Genomic DNA, 13,850 nt, shown 5'->3' with positions numbered 1-13,850 from the left:
TGATATGCAAAAAGGCCGGCGCGCCGGTCAGGCGCGCCGGCCGAAGATCAGGCCAGCTTGGCTTCCGCAGCGGCGACCACCGCTTCAGGCGTGATGCCGAAATGCTGGTAGAGTTCCTTGTAGGGGCCGGACGCGCCGAAGGTGCTCATGCCGACGAAGGTGCCGTCGGAACCGATGATGTGATCCCAGCCTTGGCGGATGCCGGCCTCGACGGCGATCTTGACCGGCGAATTGCCGATGATCGCCTTCTGGTACTCTTCCGGCTGCTCGTAGAACAGCTCGAAGCAGGGGACGGAGACGACGCGGGTGGCAACGCCCTTGGCCGTCAACGCCTCGCAGGCCTTGACTGCGATCTCGACCTCGGAGCCGGTGGCGAAGATCGTCACCTTGGCGTCGGCAGCGGAGATCAGGTCGTAGGCGCCCTTGGCGCAGAGGTTCTGCTCCTCGAACTCGGTGCGGACCGCCATCAGGTTCTGGCGGGTCAAAGCCAGGCCGGAGGGGCGGTGCTTGTTTTCCAGCGCCAGCTGCCAGCACTCGGCCGTCTCGGTGGCGTCGGCCGGGCGGAACATCAAGAGGTTCGGAATGGCGCGCAGGGCGGCCATGTGCTCGACCGGCTGGTGCGTCGGGCCGTCCTCGCCGAGACCGATCGAGTCGTGGGTCAGGACGTGGATGACGCGGATGCCCATCAGCGCGGCAAGACGGATCGACGGACGGCAGTAGTCCGAGAAGATCAGGAAGCCGCCGGAATAGGGGATCAGGCCTCCGTGCAGCGCCATGCCGTTCATTGCCGCCGCCATGCCGTGCTCGCGCACGCCCCAGTGGATATAGCGGCCGGAGAAGTCGTCCGGCGTGATCGACGCGGTCTGGCTGGTCTTGGTGTTGTTGGAGCCGGTCAGGTCGGCCGAGCCGCCGATCGTTTCCTTCAGCACGCCGTTGATGACTTCGAGGGCGTCCTCAGACGCCTTGCGGGTCGCGGGCGAGGGCTTCGTCTCGGCAAGCTTCTTCTTGTACTCGAGGATGGCCGAACCCAGGCCGCTTTCCAGTTCGCCGGCAAAGCGGCGGACAAACTGCACGCGCTTCTCGGCATCGGCTTTCTCCAGGCGCTCCTGCCATTCCTTGTGCGCCTTGGTCGAGCGCAGGCCGGCGAGGCGCCAGGCGTCGAGCACGTCGGAGGGAACGACGAAAGCTTCGGATTCCCAGTTGAGTGCCTTGCGGGTGGCGGCGATCTCGTCGGCGCCAAGCGGCGAGCCGTGGACCTTGTGGGTGCCGGCCTTGTTCGGGGCACCGAAGCCGATCGTCGTCTTGCAGGCGATCATGGTCGGCTTGTCGGACTTCTGCGCCTGCTCGATGGCAGCGGCGATGGCGTCCGGATCATGGCCGTCGACGGCGATCGTGTTCCAGCCGGAGGCGCGGAAGCGGGCGTGCTGGTCGGTGCTGTCGGCGATCGAGATCGGGCCGTCGATCGAAATGTTGTTGTCGTCCCAGAACACGATCAGCTTGTTGAGCTTCAGGTGACCGGCGAGCGAGATCGCCTCCTGGCTGATGCCTTCCATCAGGCAGCCGTCGCCGGAAAGCACGTAGGTATAGTGCTCCATCAGCTCGGAGCCGAACTCGTCGCGCAGCTTGCGCTCGGCGATCGCCATGCCGACGGCATTGGCAATGCCCTGGCCGAGCGGACCGGTGGTCGTCTCGATGCCGGCGGCGTGGCCGTATTCCGGGTGACCGGCGGTCTTGGCGCCGAGCTGGCGGAAATTCTTGATCTCGTCGATCGTGATGTCCTCATAGCCGGTGAGGTAGAGGAGCGAATAGAGCAGCATCGAGCCGTGGCCGGCCGACAGCACGAAACGGTCGCGGTTCGGCCAGGACGGCGCCTTTGGATCGAAGGTCATGAAGCGGGTGAAAAGCACCGTTGCGATGTCCGCAGCGCCCATCGGCAGGCCGGGGTGGCCGGAGTTTGCCTTCTCCACGGCGTCCATGGAAAGGAAGCGAATAGCATTCGCCATCCGGTCGTGTTTTTCGCGAGAGATCATGACTGTTCCAAATCAATCGGGGTGTCGGGGCCGATGCCTGCTGGGGCACCGGGCAGAGAGCGGCTGACACATAGCAGGTGCGCTGCGGGAGTCAACGAATTGAGCCGCTTTCGCCGCCTTTTGCGGCAATTTGCCGGCGGAAAAGGCAAAGCCGGAAAGGCCGCTCGGGACGATCTGTTGCACCGCAATAAACCCCTCATCCACAGTCGAACACATCGCCGCTTCGCCGCGCGGTTGACGCTGGCGCTCGGTGTTGAATAGTGTCAAGTCCTTGGAGCAGGCGACAGCCAGCTCGATTCGACAGCTACACTTGATGTGCCGGTGAAGGCGTTATGGCGGCAGGAGAGACAGTCCGGACGGCGATCGAACAGTTGCGCAAGGCTTTGGCAGGCCTCGACAACGCACTGGAGATGCGCTTCGACCGTGAGCGGAATCACGGCGAGATCGAGAGCGAGGTTCGGCGCGTCAACACGGATCGCTCCCGCCTGGCCCAGGAGCTTGACGAGTCGGAATTTCGGGCGAACCGCCTCGAAGAGGTCAATCGCGAGGTGTCCCGAAGGCTGGTGACCGCGATGGAGACGATCAGGGCGGTGCTCGACCGCTGATGGGACGCATACGGCGATCCGCTAGGAAGCACGGGAACATCCGATGGCGCAGGTAACGGTGTTGATCGACGGCAAGGCCTATCGCATGGCCTGCGAGGAAGGGCAGGAGCAGCATCTGACCGATCTTGCCTCCGGTTTCGATCGCTACGTCGGTCATCTGAAGGGGCAGTTCGGCGAGATTGGCGATCTGCGCCTGACCGTGATGGCCGGCATCATGGTGATGGATGAGCTGAGCGAAGTCACGCGTCGGCTGCAAGCCCTGGAGGCGGAAGTCGCCGGATTGCGGCGCGAGCGGGAGAATGCGCTTGGCGACCTCTCGCGTGAAGAGGAAACGATCGCCCAGGCGCTCAGCGAACTGACGAGCCAGATTCAGGGGATGACGGCGAAGCTGACGGGCCGACCAGCCGCCAACTAGATGCATCCAGTGTTTGCGGCCTCGTCAAACTGTTGTCCGCACCCGCTGAGTGACCGGACAATAGCCAGGCTATAGCTTGCAGCAACGACCAGTCCGACATCGATCGAAACACACTGGCGGACGGGGCCGATTCATCCTATATCTACTAGGCGGTCTGCGCTTCCCGACAGGTAACCACAATCCCCGGGGCCATACACGATCTCAAGGGAGCTGTCCCTGACCGGGCCCGTGGGTCCGGCTATACGGCGCCCACCTACTTTGTAGGCACCCGGGATCGTAAAAAAACCATCGGTCGTCGTGGATCGCGCTCTCTCCCTCGCTTAGAAACGCCGTTCGTATCCCGCACTCCAGGCTTTGCTGCTGTCACGAGTTTCGTCGCAAGCGAGGCGTTAATGTTGATACAATCATTGGTTGGTATGCTCCGCGACATCGGAACCGGCGCACCTAGAGCGCGCGGTCGGGGACTCGGGGCGACGGCATGCGATCCTTCTGGCAAACTCCTTCGGCCCCTTGGGCTGTCATCACGCTGCTCGCGACGTTTGCGGCTGTCATTCAGTTTCCTTTCGCTCTCAACCATGATGCCGCTTGGCATTTCTACACAGCCCTCCGGGTGCTTGACGGCGACCGCATCGGGATCGACATCGCCGACGTGAACCCGCCAATGTCCATGTGGTTGCTGGGCCTGCCCGCCCTTGTCGTGCGAATCTCCGGCCTTTCGCCCGCCGCCGTACTTCGTGGTTTCATCTTCCTGCTGCAGTTGACCACCCTGCTTTGCGCGCTGGTCATGTTGCGCAAGCTGTCCTGGACGAAGGGTGCCCTGACCACCGCGACCACCGCGCTTGCCGCGGTTCTGCTTCTCATGCCGGGTTATCATTTCGCCCAACGCGAGCACATCGCCGTTGCCCTGACACTGCTCTATGCCCTGTTGGTGGCACTGCGTGCCGAACAGCAGCCCGTCCGGCTTCCGGTTGCGCTTGCGATCGGCCTCGTTGCTGCAACCGGCATCGGGATCAAGCCATACTTCCTCGCGGTTCCAGCCAGCCTCGAGCTCTGGCTTTACTGGCGGCGTCGTTCGCTCAACCTTCTGCGGCCGGAACTGGCGGCAATGGCGGTGGCGGGCGCACTCTATGTTCTTGCTGTCATCATCTACGCCCCCGTCTATCTCGAAGCGGTCGTGCCCAACGCCTTGCTTGCCTACAAGGGCTTCGAAGTCGGCGGCCTGGAATTCGTCTTGCAAGCAGGCACTTACCTTGCCGCCAGCGCGTGCGCACTTGTCCTCGCCGTTCGACTATGGTGGCCGGAGCGCCTACCCGCAGCGGTGCAGGTTCTCATCGTCGCCGGCGTCGGCTTCCTTATTGCAGGCCTGATGCAACGAAAGGGATGGCAGTACCACATCATGCCGGCGGCGCTCTACTGGACTGCAGCGGCAGGCTTGCTTTTTGCGGCGATGAACAAGCGCCCAAAGGCATTGTTCGTGCTGTTCGCCATCGCCTGCCTACAGCCGGTCGTGCCATTTCTCGCTGACGGCCTTGCCCGGCAAGGTACAACCGCGCGCGTCGACGCGCTGTCACGGTTGTTCTCTTCGCCGGACCATGCCCCGGTCTTTGCTTTCATCACCTCGCCGCGGGACATTCACCCGGCAGTGCTTCAATCGGGGGCGCGATGGCGGGATGCCTTTGGCGCGTTGATCTACCTGCCAGCTCACGTTCAGGCGCTTGCCCGCGCAGCGCAAGACGATCAATCCGCCCGCGTCGTTGCCCTGTCGGAGACCTATAACAACGGCCTCCTGGCCAGACTTGAACGCGACCCACCGGCGGTCATCGCGTTTGATGCCGCCAACGACAAGCTTGGGCTTCCCGCCGCGCTCCAGTTCGACTACCTCCGCTTTTTCCGGCGCTACGACGCCTTCAACCGCTTGATGGAGGCCTACACGGAAACCACGCCAGTTGGTCGATTCCGCATTTTTCTGCGCGCGCCGAACCAGCATGGAAAGGCGGCCCCACTCTCCTGAAACACACAACGGCCGCCCAAAAGGCGGCCGTTGCAAACTTGGCAGATCGTATTGAGATCAGGCCGCAGCCTTTATCTCCTTGTCGACCAGGGCGCGCAGCGCGCCGAGGTCCTTGGCGAAGGCGCGGATGCCTTCGGCGAGCTTTTCGGTCGCCATGGCGTCCTCGTTGAGCATCCAGCGGAAGGTCTTCTCGTCGATCTTGATCGGGGCGACGTGGCTGACGGTTTCGGGCGAGAGCCGGCGCTCGAGCTTGCCCTGCGCCGCGTCGAGTTCCTCCAGCAGCTGCGGGCTGATCGTCAGCCGATCGCAGCCGGCCAGCGCCTCGATCTCGCCGGTGTTGCGGAACGACGCGCCCATGACGATCGTCTTGATGCCGTTGGACTTGTAGTAGTCGTAGATCGCGCGCACCGACAGCACGCCGGGATCGTCCTCGGCGGTGAAGGTCTTGCCGGTCGCCTTGGCGTGCCAGTCGAGGATGCGGCCGACGAAGGGCGAGATCAGGAAGGCGCCGGCATCGGCGCAGGCGATCGCCTGGGCCTTGTTGAAGAGCAGCGTCAGGTTGCAGTCGATGCCCTCCTTCTGCAGGACTTCCGCGGCGCGAATGCCCTCCCAGGTCGAGGCGAGCTTGATCAGGATGCGCTCGCGGCCGATGCCGCGCGCCTGATAGGCGGCGATGATGGCGCGCGCCTTTTCGATCGAGGCCTGCGTGTCGAAGGAGAGGTCGGCGTCGACTTCGGTGGAGACGCGGCCGGGCACGAGTTCTGCCAAGGCCGAACCGACGGAGATCGCCAGCCGGTCGGCGACGGCGGCGACGACGCCCTCGCGGCTGCCGCCCTGCGACTGACCCCAGCGCAGCGCCTCGGCGACGGCGTCAGCAAACATCGGCGTGTGCAGCGCCTTCAGCACGATGGTCGGGTTGGTCGTGCAGTCGACGGGCTTCAGGCGGGCGACGGCCTCGATGTCGCCGGTGTCCGCGACGACGGTCGTCATCTTACGCAGTTGTTCAAGCTTGGAGGTCATGTTCGAGATCCCGTTTCGTGATGTCCTGTGAGCGCCGACCGTCGGCTCGAAACGATCGCCGTCGCCTACAACGCACCGCCGGCGGGGTAGGGAAGGCGCCGCTTCTAGCGTCCGCGCATGCAGATGCGCCCGGCGTCGGTGACGCTGCGGCACGGGCGACTATCGTCGTCGGTTCGCGCCGATGTCAAGCACTTTTGCTCATCCGGTTAAACATATGTCGCGCCGTTTCGGTTCCATGCTATGAGCGGGCAGCCCATCGACAGGGACGGGGCGCGAAGGATGGAGGAGCAGTTGGTGAAACTGAGGCGCGAAACGCACACGGCCATATCCGAAAGCGTGTCGCTGCGTCTTCGCGCGGCGTGGCTCTACTACAACCAGCGCATGACCCAGAAGGACGTCGCCGAAAAGCTCGGCGTCAGCCGGTCCACGGTGATCCGCATGCTCGACGAGGCGCTGAAGCGCGGCGAGGTGCAGATCTGGATCGACGAGGGCGTCGGCGACTGCGTGGAGCTGGCGACGCGGCTGGAGCGGGCCTACGGCCTGGACGAGGCGGTGGTGGTGCCGGCGGCCGACAGCGCCGAGGGCACGGCCAAGAGCGTCGGGCTGGCGCTCGGTCAGTTCCTCACCGAGGCGATCCCAGACGACTGCACGATCGGCGTCGGCTGGGGCCGCACGCTGACCGCCTCGCTCGCAAGTTTCCGCCCGGCCCGGCGGGAGCGGGTCAAGGTCGTCTCGCTGCTCGGCGGCGTCGTCGAGGCGCATCACATCAACCCGATCGAATACAGCTGGCGGATCGCAAGCCAGCTCGGCGCCGAGTGTTACCTGTTCCTCGCTCCGCTTCTCGTCGACAGCCGCGAGACGAAGCGCAGTCTCATCGAAAAGTGCGGGCTGAAGCCGCTGTTCGAGCTGGCCGAGACAATGGACATCGCCGTCGTCAGCTGCGGCGACATCGGGCCAGACTCCAGCTCGCTGTCGCGCGGCTTCCTGCCCCGCCAGGTGCTGGACGAACTCGTGGCGGCCGGCTGCGTCTGCGACACGATGTGTAATTTTTTGGACGCGGAAGGGCGCACCATCGATCATCCGATCCGCGACCGGGTCATGTCGATCGACCTCGACACGGTGAAAAAGGCAAACCACATCGTGCTCGTCTCCGGCGGCGCGCACCGCGCGTCGGCGATCCGTGCGACGATCCGGCGGATCAGCTGCAACACGCTGATCACCGACGAGGGGGCGGCGCTGGCAATGCTGGAGCTGGCGGAGGCGCAGGCGGCGTAAGGGCGGTGACGCCAACCTGCCCGATCGCGCAGGTCGGTATCAGATGAGGTTGAGAAGCGCCGCGCGCGAAATCGCGCAGGTAATGTTCCGGGCATCCAGCTTCACCACGGCCGTCGTCAGCGCCTCGACGACGCGCGAAAGGGGCAAGTCGGTCTCGATCACGATCTGCTCCGGTGGCTTGCCTTCGGCGCACAACGCCAGGCAACGCAGTTCGATGGCCGAAAGCTCCGGCCTGGCCTGACGCGGCCGGGGTGATGAGTGCGAATCGACGGTGGACATGACGCGGTGATAGAGCGGGTTTCCGCGGTCGTTCCAGCCGAAGCTGACGAGATGCTTTATCAAACGTTTATCCTGCTTTGCGGCTTTCCGGCAACTTTCGCGGAGTTTGCGGAAGGTTGAGCCGTAAATCGCTTTCTTATCCAGGTTGTCGCGAAACGGCACGTGTCGACACCGTCCGGCACCCTTGCCTGTATCCAAAGGTTTCGGGGCTTGGCGACGTCCGTCGCGTCCGGCGGTTGCGGGTGGCGCTGTCCGGCGCTATGGGAAGCAAAACGATCAGCAACGGGAAGAGCCGCGTGACGCCGAAAGAACTGAAAGCCGCGCTTCGCAACGAGAAGCTGGCGCTTCGGGACAAAATGCCGGTGGAGGCCCGCATCGAGGGCAGTCTCGCCATGGCGGACCACGCCGGCGACGTGATCGCCATCGATCCCGGCGCGGTGATCTCGGGTTTCTGGCCGATTCGCTCCGAGGCCGACATTCGCCCGCTGATGGCGCGCTTGGCCGAGCGCGGCGCCCGGCTGTCGCTTCCCGTCGTGCTCGACCGGGAAACCATCGTCTTCCGCGAACTGGTGCGTGGCGCACCATTGATCCACACCGGTTTCGGCACGACGGGGCCGGGTCCCGAGGCCGCACTCCTCGATCCGGAAATCCTGCTGGTTCCGCTTTCGGCCTTTGATACGAGCGGGCATCGGATCGGATACGGTGCGGGCCACTACGACCGGGCCATCGACCGGCTGCGCGCGAAAGGGCGCTCACCCCGCCTGATCGGCATCGCCTTCGACTGCCAGGAAGTGCCCTCGGTGCCGGCCGAAGCGCATGACGTGCCGCTCGATGCCGTCCTGACGGAGAGTGGTTTTCGGATATTCAACGGACAGGGTGGAGAGGGCTGATGCGCTTTCTGTTTTTAGGCGACATGGTGGGCAAGACGGGCAGGACCGCGGTGTGGAACCGGCTGCCGGGCCTGATCTCGGACCTCAAGCTCGATTTCGTCGTCGTCAACGGTGAGAACGCCGCCGGCGGCTTCGGCATCACCGAGGAGATCTTCCAGGAGACGATCAACGCCGGCGCCGACGTGGTGACCACCGGCAACCATGTCTGGGACCAGAAGGAGGCCGTGACGTTTGCCGGCCGCCACGACCAGTTCCTGCGCCCGGCCAACTATCCGGCCGGCACCCCCGGCCGCGGCTCCAACCTGTTCTTTGCCCGGAACGGCGCCCGCGTGCTGGTTGCCAACGTCATGGGCCGGGTCTTCATGCACCCGGAACTGGACGACCCCTTCACGGCAGGCGAGGCGATCCTGTCGTCGTGCCCGCTCGGCGAGCAGGCCGATGCGATCATCTTCGACTTCCACGCCGAGGCAACCAGCGAGAAGCAATGTTTTGGCCATTTCGTCGACGGCCGGGCGAGCGCGGTGATCGGCACGCATACGCATGTGCCGACGGCCGACTGCCAGATCCTCAACGGCGGCACCGGCTACATGTCGGACGCCGGTATGTGCGGCGACTACGACTCATCGCTCGGCATGGACAAGGAGGAGCCGCTCAACCGCTTCATCTCGAAGATGCCGAAGGGCCGCTTCGAGGCGGCAAGCGGGCCGGCCACCATCTGCGGCGTCGGCATCGAGATCTCCGACCGGACCGGACTTGCCGAGAAGATCGCACCGCTGCGGCTGGGGCCGCGGCTCACGGAGACGATCCCGGACTTCTGGGTCTAAGCCTCCAAATTGTGCTTGGACGGCCGAAGCAACAGATCTCGCTGCGGCTCGACCTCGAGGGTGATCGAGAGAAGTTCAAGGCGACGGGCAAGGGATGGCAGGCGCGCATCAACCAGGTGCTGAAGCGCGCCAAAATCTGAGCCGACATCCGGAGACAGGTGGATCGTGGGTCAGCGGCGCAGGGTGCCGCTGGCCGCGGGGCGCCGCGAAACAGGCTCAACTCAGCCACTGGCGCGGTTCCGCCGGCACTTCGCCGAAGACGACATGCGCGCGTACGCCGACCTCTGGTTCCTCGTCGGCGTTGAAATTCGCCTTGGCGATCTCCCAGCCGAACTTCAGCGTGCTGCCAGTGGAGGCCCAGATCGCGGCGTCGTCCATCCGCAGGGCCAGCATGGTCAGCTTCGGGTCGTCCTTGCCGTGATCGTACCAAGCCTCGACGACCGAGTTCCAATATTCGTCGATCTTCGCCAGGTTCTTCTCGACGGTGATGCGGCCGGCGAGCGAGGCGTGATAGTCATGATCCTTGCCAACGAGGCAGAAAATGCCGCGTTCGCCGTCGCCATCGGCGATCGCCTCGGCAAGATCGGTGTCGGTCTTGGTGAAGAACCAGATCGTGTTCGTCTGCCGATCGAGATGCGGGGCCATCGGTTGCGGGTGCAAGCGAACCCGCTCGAGCCCGAGCATGCCGGCATCGATCCGGTCGATCTCGTCGAAGAGCTGTTCGCGGGGGTTTTCGCGGGCGCGGGCCAGGCTCGTCATGAGATTGCTCCTTTGCTGTTCCAACTGCCGGCGCAACGTGTCGGACATCGCGATTGTTCCGGGCCGACCGGTGACGGGATTGTGAACCGGGCCGGCCGGCCGGCGGCTCGACCCGGTGGCGCGCGAGAGGCATAGTGCCCGCTGTCGACGATCGGAGCCGCCGATGTTGCACGTCCGATTCATTTTGCTGCTGCCCCTGTTTTGCGTCCTTGCCCTGGTCGCGCCGGCGCAGGCTCAGGAGGCGGAAAAGCCAGCCAGCCAGTGCCAGATGATCGCGCAGGCGCTGCCGGCGGCGGTCTTCGCAAGCGTCCGGTCCGCCGGCGACGTCCAAAACGACGGCACGGTCGAGATCACCTACATCGGGCATTCCACCTTCTTCATCGAGACGGCGGGCGGGGTTAAGATCGCGACCGACTACAACGGGTGGTTCAGACTACCATTGCTGCCGACCGTGGTGACGATGAACAGGGCGCACTCAAGCCACTACACGCTGGCGCCCGATCCCGGCATCGCTCATGTGCTGCACGGCTGGCGCGACGACGGCGGGCCGGCCGACCATGATCTCGTCGTCGGCGACGTCTATATCCGCAACGTGCCGACGGACATCCGCGGCTGGGGCGGAGCGATGCAGGAAAACGGCAATTCCATCTTCATCTTCGAGGTCGCGGGGCTCTGCATCGGCCATCTCGGCCACCTGCATCACGAACTGACCGGCAAGCAATATGCCGAGATCGGCCGGCTCGACGTGCTGATGGTGCCGGTCGACGGCGGCCTGACGATGGGGGCAGAGAGCATGAGCCGCGTGGTCGAGCGGCTGCGCTCGGCGCTGATCCTGCCGATGCACCGGCGCGGCCCGCCGATTGCGCAGTTCCTGTCCATGTTCGACGAGGATTTCGACGTTTCCATCGCCGACACGGCGAGTGTCGCGGTCTCCACCCGTTCCCTGCCGCGGCGACCGACGATCCTGGTCCTCAAGGGCGTCTGAGCGAGACAGCCCACGCCCGGTGCCGACGACGTTTTTATAGGCCCTTCTGGACGGATGGCCTCAATGAAACTATAAGGCGCCATTTTCCAAAATCGGAGCCGCCGGGCCGGACTGGACGCGGATGGGTGCGCTCCCGAACCGAAACAGCGCCGGCCGTCGCTCCCGGAGCGGATCGTCGCCGTCGCGCCAGACAGATCAAGGGGTGTCATGGCAGGCCATTCACAGTTCAAGAACATCATGCATCGCAAGGGTCGCCAGGATTCCGTGCGCTCGAAAATGTTCTCCAAGCTCGCACGCGAAATCACCGTTGCCGCCAAGACGGGCATGCCCGATCCGGCCATGAACCCGCGGCTGCGGCTGGCGATCCAGAACGCCAAGGCGCAGTCGATGCCGAAGGACAACATCGAGCGCGCCATCAAGAAGGCCTCCGGCGGCGATGCGGAGAACTACGAGGAAGTCCGCTACGAGGGCTACGGACCGGGCGGCGTCGCCGTCATCGTCGAGGCGCTGACCGACAACCGCAACCGCACCGCCTCCTCGGTCCGCTCGACCTTCACCAAGGCCGGCGGCGCGCTCGGCGAAACCGGTTCGGTGTCCTTCTCCTTCGACCACGTCGGCGAGATCACCTACAAGCTTTCGGCCGGCGACGCCGACAAGGTGATGGAAGCGGCGATCGAGGCGGGTGCCGACGACGTCGAGACCGACGAGGAAGAGCACACGATCTATTGCGCCTTCGAGAGCATCGGCGAGGTGTCCAAGGCGCTCGAAGCGACGCTCGGCGAGGCCGAGACCGTCAAGGCGATCTGGAAGGCGCAGAACACCGTGCCGGTCGACGAGGAAAAGGCGCAGTCGCTGATGAAGCTCATCGATACGCTCGAGGACGACGACGACGTGCAGAACGTCTACTCGAACTTCGAGGTTTCCGACGAGGTGCTGGCCAAGCTTTCCGCCTGACGGGCAGACGTACCGATCAATATCCCGCCCGTGCCTTTCGAGGCGCGGGCTTTTTTCATGACCTATCCTGCATGACCTACGACCTTGTCATCTTCGATTTCGACGGAACCCTTGCCGACACCGGCGACTGGTTCATGACCGCAACCAACCAGGCGGCGGATCGTTTCGGCTTTCGCCGGATGTCGCGTCCGGAATTCGACGAACTGCGCTCCAAGGGCAACCGCGAGATCATCGCCCACATGGGCGTGCCGTTCTGGAAGCTGCCGGCGATCGCGGCATTCATGCGCCGGCAGGCCGAGGCGCATGCTTCCGAGATCCGCCTGTTTGCCGGCGTCGAGCCGATGCTGGCATCGCTGAAGGCGGCGGGCGCGCGCATCGCCATCGTCAGCTCCAATCGTGAGACGGTCGTTCGCACAGCACTCGGCGACAACGCCAGGCACATCGATCACTTCGGTTGCGGCGCTTCGCTGTTCGGAAAGGCGCGGCATTTTCGCCGGCTGTTGAAGGCGACGTCGGTGGCACCCGGGCGGGCGCTGTCAATCGGCGACGAAGCTCGCGACATCGAGGCGGCCCGCGATTGCGGCATCGCCGCCGGCTCGGTCGGTTGGGGTTACGCCGATCCGGGCTTTCTCAGGAGCCTCGGACCGGACCTGTTCTTCGCCAAGGTCGAGGATATATCGGCCACGCTCGCCGGGACCCGCGGCTGAGGTCAGGCGGCGAGCGCTGCCCGCGCCTTGGCAAACAAGCGCACGGATTTCAGCCGGGATTCCATGTCGAAGACCGGCATGGAAATGATCAGTTCATCGGCCTTGGTCAGATCGAGGAAACGGGCGATCTGGTCGCGAGCGGTTTTAGGCCCGCCGACCACGGCATATTGCAGCGTGTGTTCGACCATGATCTTTTCCTGCTCGCTCCAATGTCCCTCCATGCTTTCGACCGGCGGCGGGAAGGCGGTCGGCGCGCCGCGGCGCAGCGCAACGAAGGACTGCTGCATCGAGGTGAAGTGAAACCTTGCTTCTTCGTCCGTGTCGGCCGCGACGCCCATGACGCCCACCATGACCTGGGGCTTGTCGAGGTATTGCGATGGCTGGAAGCGCTCGCGGTAGATCTCCAGCGCCGACAGCAGCATGTCGGGCGCGAAATGCGAGGCGAAGGCGAAGGGCAGGCCGAGCATGCCGGCGAGATGGGCGGAATAGTGGCTGGAGCCCAGCAGCCAGACCGGGACGTTGCTGTCCGCACCGGGCACGGCGACGATCTTCTGGTTCGGCTGGACCGGGCCGAGCAGCGCCATCAGGTCGACCACGTCCTGCGGAAAATTCTCGGCCGAGGCTTCCATGTTTCGCCGTAGCGCCCGGGCCGTCAGCATGTCGGTGCCGGGTGCGCGGCCGAGACCGAGATCGATGCGGCCGGGAAACAGCGCTTCCAGCGTGCCGAACTGCTCGGCGATGACCAGCGGCGAATGGTTCGGCAGCATGATGCCGCCAGCGCCGACGCGGATGCTGTTTGTTCCGGCGGCGATATGCTGGATCACCAGCGACGTGGCGGCGCTGGCGATGCCGCGCATGCCGTGATGCTCGGCCAGCCAGACCCGCTTGTAGCCCTGTGCCTCCGCCTCTTGCGCCAGCCGCTGCGAATTGGCGAGGGATTGGGCGACGGTGCCGCCTTCGACGACCGGGGAGAGATCGAGGATTGAGAACGGGATCATGGGGCGGGCCTCATCATGAAGAGTTTTGAATGAACTCCCATGTAGGTTCAATTCAGTGAAATCCAAACGGTCCGACGCCGTTTCCGGCCGGCCTTGTG

16 protein-coding genes and 1 other RNA gene are annotated in these 13,850 nt (G+C 64.6%); 12 read left to right on the top strand and 5 right to left on the bottom strand.

The window, feature by feature from the left end:
• Positions 1–47: 47 nt before the first annotated feature.
• A complete protein-coding gene (gene tkt / locus AC1DDS_RS11840; protein ID WP_477479080.1) occupies positions 48–2,030 on the bottom strand; it encodes a transketolase in 1,983 nt (660 codons plus the stop codon).
• A gap of 99 nt (positions 2,031–2,129) precedes the next feature.
• Here tkt and AC1DDS_RS11835 point away from each other — a divergent pair, with 99 nt between their 5' ends.
• From AC1DDS_RS11835 to AC1DDS_RS11815, 5 genes are all read left to right on the top strand, one after another.
• The gene (locus tag AC1DDS_RS11835; RefSeq protein ID WP_477479079.1) at positions 2,130–2,291 is read left to right on the top strand and encodes a hypothetical protein; all 162 of its coding nucleotides are present in this window, start codon (positions 2,130–2,132) and stop codon (positions 2,289–2,291) included.
• Between the two features lie 71 nt (positions 2,292–2,362).
• The gene (locus tag AC1DDS_RS11830; RefSeq protein WP_310421780.1) at positions 2,363–2,635 is read left to right on the top strand and encodes a DUF4164 domain-containing protein; all 273 of its coding nucleotides are present in this window, start codon (positions 2,363–2,365) and stop codon (positions 2,633–2,635) included.
• Positions 2,636–2,678: 43 nt separating this feature from the next.
• A complete protein-coding gene (locus tag AC1DDS_RS11825) occupies positions 2,679–3,050 on the top strand; it encodes a cell division protein ZapA (RefSeq protein WP_477479078.1) in 372 nt (123 codons plus the stop codon).
• Positions 3,051–3,198: 148 nt separating this feature from the next.
• Positions 3,199–3,358, top strand: a non-coding RNA gene (gene ssrS / locus AC1DDS_RS11820) — 6S RNA.
• A 170-nt stretch (positions 3,359–3,528) separates the two neighbouring features.
• Positions 3,529–5,061 (top strand): hypothetical protein, encoded by a 1,533-nt coding sequence (locus AC1DDS_RS11815; RefSeq protein WP_477479077.1) that lies wholly within the window; start codon positions 3,529–3,531, stop codon positions 5,059–5,061.
• Positions 5,062–5,118: 57 nt separating this feature from the next.
• On the opposite strand, the gene tal is transcribed toward AC1DDS_RS11815, so the two are convergent.
• On the bottom strand, positions 5,119–6,081 hold the full coding sequence (gene tal / locus AC1DDS_RS11810) for a transaldolase (protein ID WP_477479076.1): 963 nt from the start codon (positions 6,079–6,081) through the stop codon (positions 5,119–5,121).
• A 291-nt stretch (positions 6,082–6,372) separates the two neighbouring features.
• On the opposite strand from tal, the gene AC1DDS_RS11805 reads away from it, so the two are divergent.
• A complete protein-coding gene (locus AC1DDS_RS11805) occupies positions 6,373–7,356 on the top strand; it encodes a sugar-binding transcriptional regulator (RefSeq protein WP_477479075.1) in 984 nt (327 codons plus the stop codon).
• A 39-nt stretch (positions 7,357–7,395) separates the two neighbouring features.
• On the opposite strand, the gene AC1DDS_RS11800 is transcribed toward AC1DDS_RS11805, so the two are convergent.
• Positions 7,396–7,797, bottom strand: a complete 402-nt coding sequence (locus AC1DDS_RS11800) for a helix-turn-helix transcriptional regulator (protein ID WP_477479074.1) — start codon at positions 7,795–7,797, stop codon at positions 7,396–7,398.
• 134 nt (positions 7,798–7,931) lie between these two features.
• Here AC1DDS_RS11800 and AC1DDS_RS11795 point away from each other — a divergent pair, with 134 nt between their 5' ends.
• The 3 genes from AC1DDS_RS11795 to AC1DDS_RS11785 are packed head-to-tail and all read left to right on the top strand — an operon-like array spanning position 7,932 to position 9,489.
• The gene (locus tag AC1DDS_RS11795) at positions 7,932–8,525 is read left to right on the top strand and encodes a 5-formyltetrahydrofolate cyclo-ligase (RefSeq protein WP_477479073.1); all 594 of its coding nucleotides are present in this window, start codon (positions 7,932–7,934) and stop codon (positions 8,523–8,525) included.
• Positions 8,525–9,349, top strand: coding sequence for a TIGR00282 family metallophosphoesterase (locus AC1DDS_RS11790; RefSeq protein WP_477479072.1), 825 nt, complete (start codon positions 8,525–8,527; stop codon positions 9,347–9,349). Before AC1DDS_RS11795 ends, AC1DDS_RS11790 begins: the two co-directional genes overlap by 1 nt.
• 11 nt (positions 9,350–9,360) lie before the next feature.
• Entirely contained in the window at positions 9,361–9,489 is a 129-nt protein-coding gene (locus AC1DDS_RS11785) for a BrnA antitoxin family protein (RefSeq protein WP_477479071.1), read from the top strand.
• A gap of 76 nt (positions 9,490–9,565) precedes the next feature.
• On the opposite strand, the gene AC1DDS_RS11780 is transcribed toward AC1DDS_RS11785, so the two are convergent.
• The gene (locus tag AC1DDS_RS11780) at positions 9,566–10,108 is read right to left on the bottom strand and encodes a pyridoxamine 5'-phosphate oxidase family protein (RefSeq protein WP_477479070.1); all 543 of its coding nucleotides are present in this window, start codon (positions 10,106–10,108) and stop codon (positions 9,566–9,568) included.
• Between the two features lie 163 nt (positions 10,109–10,271).
• On the opposite strand from AC1DDS_RS11780, the gene AC1DDS_RS11775 reads away from it, so the two are divergent.
• From AC1DDS_RS11775 to AC1DDS_RS11765, 3 genes are all read left to right on the top strand, one after another.
• Positions 10,272–11,093 (top strand): MBL fold metallo-hydrolase, encoded by an 822-nt coding sequence (locus AC1DDS_RS11775; RefSeq protein ID WP_477479069.1) that lies wholly within the window; start codon positions 10,272–10,274, stop codon positions 11,091–11,093.
• 207 nt (positions 11,094–11,300) lie between these two features.
• A complete protein-coding gene (locus tag AC1DDS_RS11770) occupies positions 11,301–12,047 on the top strand; it encodes a YebC/PmpR family DNA-binding transcriptional regulator (RefSeq protein WP_477479068.1) in 747 nt (248 codons plus the stop codon).
• Positions 12,048–12,118: 71 nt separating this feature from the next.
• A complete protein-coding gene (locus AC1DDS_RS11765; RefSeq protein WP_477479067.1) occupies positions 12,119–12,754 on the top strand; it encodes an HAD hydrolase-like protein in 636 nt (211 codons plus the stop codon).
• 2 nt (positions 12,755–12,756) lie between these two features.
• Here the strand turns inward: AC1DDS_RS11765 and AC1DDS_RS11760 are convergent, their stop codons facing one another.
• Entirely contained in the window at positions 12,757–13,752 is a 996-nt protein-coding gene (locus tag AC1DDS_RS11760) for an LLM class flavin-dependent oxidoreductase (protein ID WP_477479066.1), read from the bottom strand.
• Positions 13,753–13,850: the final 98 nt, after the last annotated feature.

Source organism: Mycoplana sp. 10N416 (genome assembly GCF_056394765.1).
This window is presented reverse-complemented; position numbering and strand designations above follow the sequence as displayed.

What these genes read in the sequence shown, in the direction of transcription:
- tkt (WP_477479080.1), bottom strand. Translation starts at nt 2,030, where the DNA reads ATGATCTCTCGCGAAAAACACGACCGGATGGCGAATGCTATTCGCTTC.
- AC1DDS_RS11830 (WP_310421780.1), top strand. Translation starts at nt 2,363, where the DNA reads ATGGCGGCAGGAGAGACAGTCCGGACGGCGATCGAACAGTTGCGCAAG.
- AC1DDS_RS11825 (WP_477479078.1), top strand. Translation starts at nt 2,679, where the DNA reads ATGGCGCAGGTAACGGTGTTGATCGACGGCAAGGCCTATCGCATGGCC.
- AC1DDS_RS11815 (WP_477479077.1), top strand. Translation starts at nt 3,529, where the DNA reads ATGCGATCCTTCTGGCAAACTCCTTCGGCCCCTTGGGCTGTCATCACG.
- tal (WP_477479076.1), bottom strand. Translation starts at nt 6,081, where the DNA reads ATGACCTCCAAGCTTGAACAACTGCGTAAGATGACGACCGTCGTCGCG.
- AC1DDS_RS11790 (WP_477479072.1), top strand. Translation starts at nt 8,525, where the DNA reads ATGCGCTTTCTGTTTTTAGGCGACATGGTGGGCAAGACGGGCAGGACC.
- AC1DDS_RS11780 (WP_477479070.1), bottom strand. Translation starts at nt 10,108, where the DNA reads ATGACGAGCCTGGCCCGCGCCCGCGAAAACCCCCGCGAACAGCTCTTC.
- AC1DDS_RS11775 (WP_477479069.1), top strand. Translation starts at nt 10,272, where the DNA reads ATGTTGCACGTCCGATTCATTTTGCTGCTGCCCCTGTTTTGCGTCCTT.
- AC1DDS_RS11770 (WP_477479068.1), top strand. Translation starts at nt 11,301, where the DNA reads ATGGCAGGCCATTCACAGTTCAAGAACATCATGCATCGCAAGGGTCGC.
- AC1DDS_RS11765 (WP_477479067.1), top strand. Translation starts at nt 12,119, where the DNA reads ATGACCTACGACCTTGTCATCTTCGATTTCGACGGAACCCTTGCCGAC.
- AC1DDS_RS11760 (WP_477479066.1), bottom strand. Translation starts at nt 13,752, where the DNA reads ATGATCCCGTTCTCAATCCTCGATCTCTCCCCGGTCGTCGAAGGCGGC.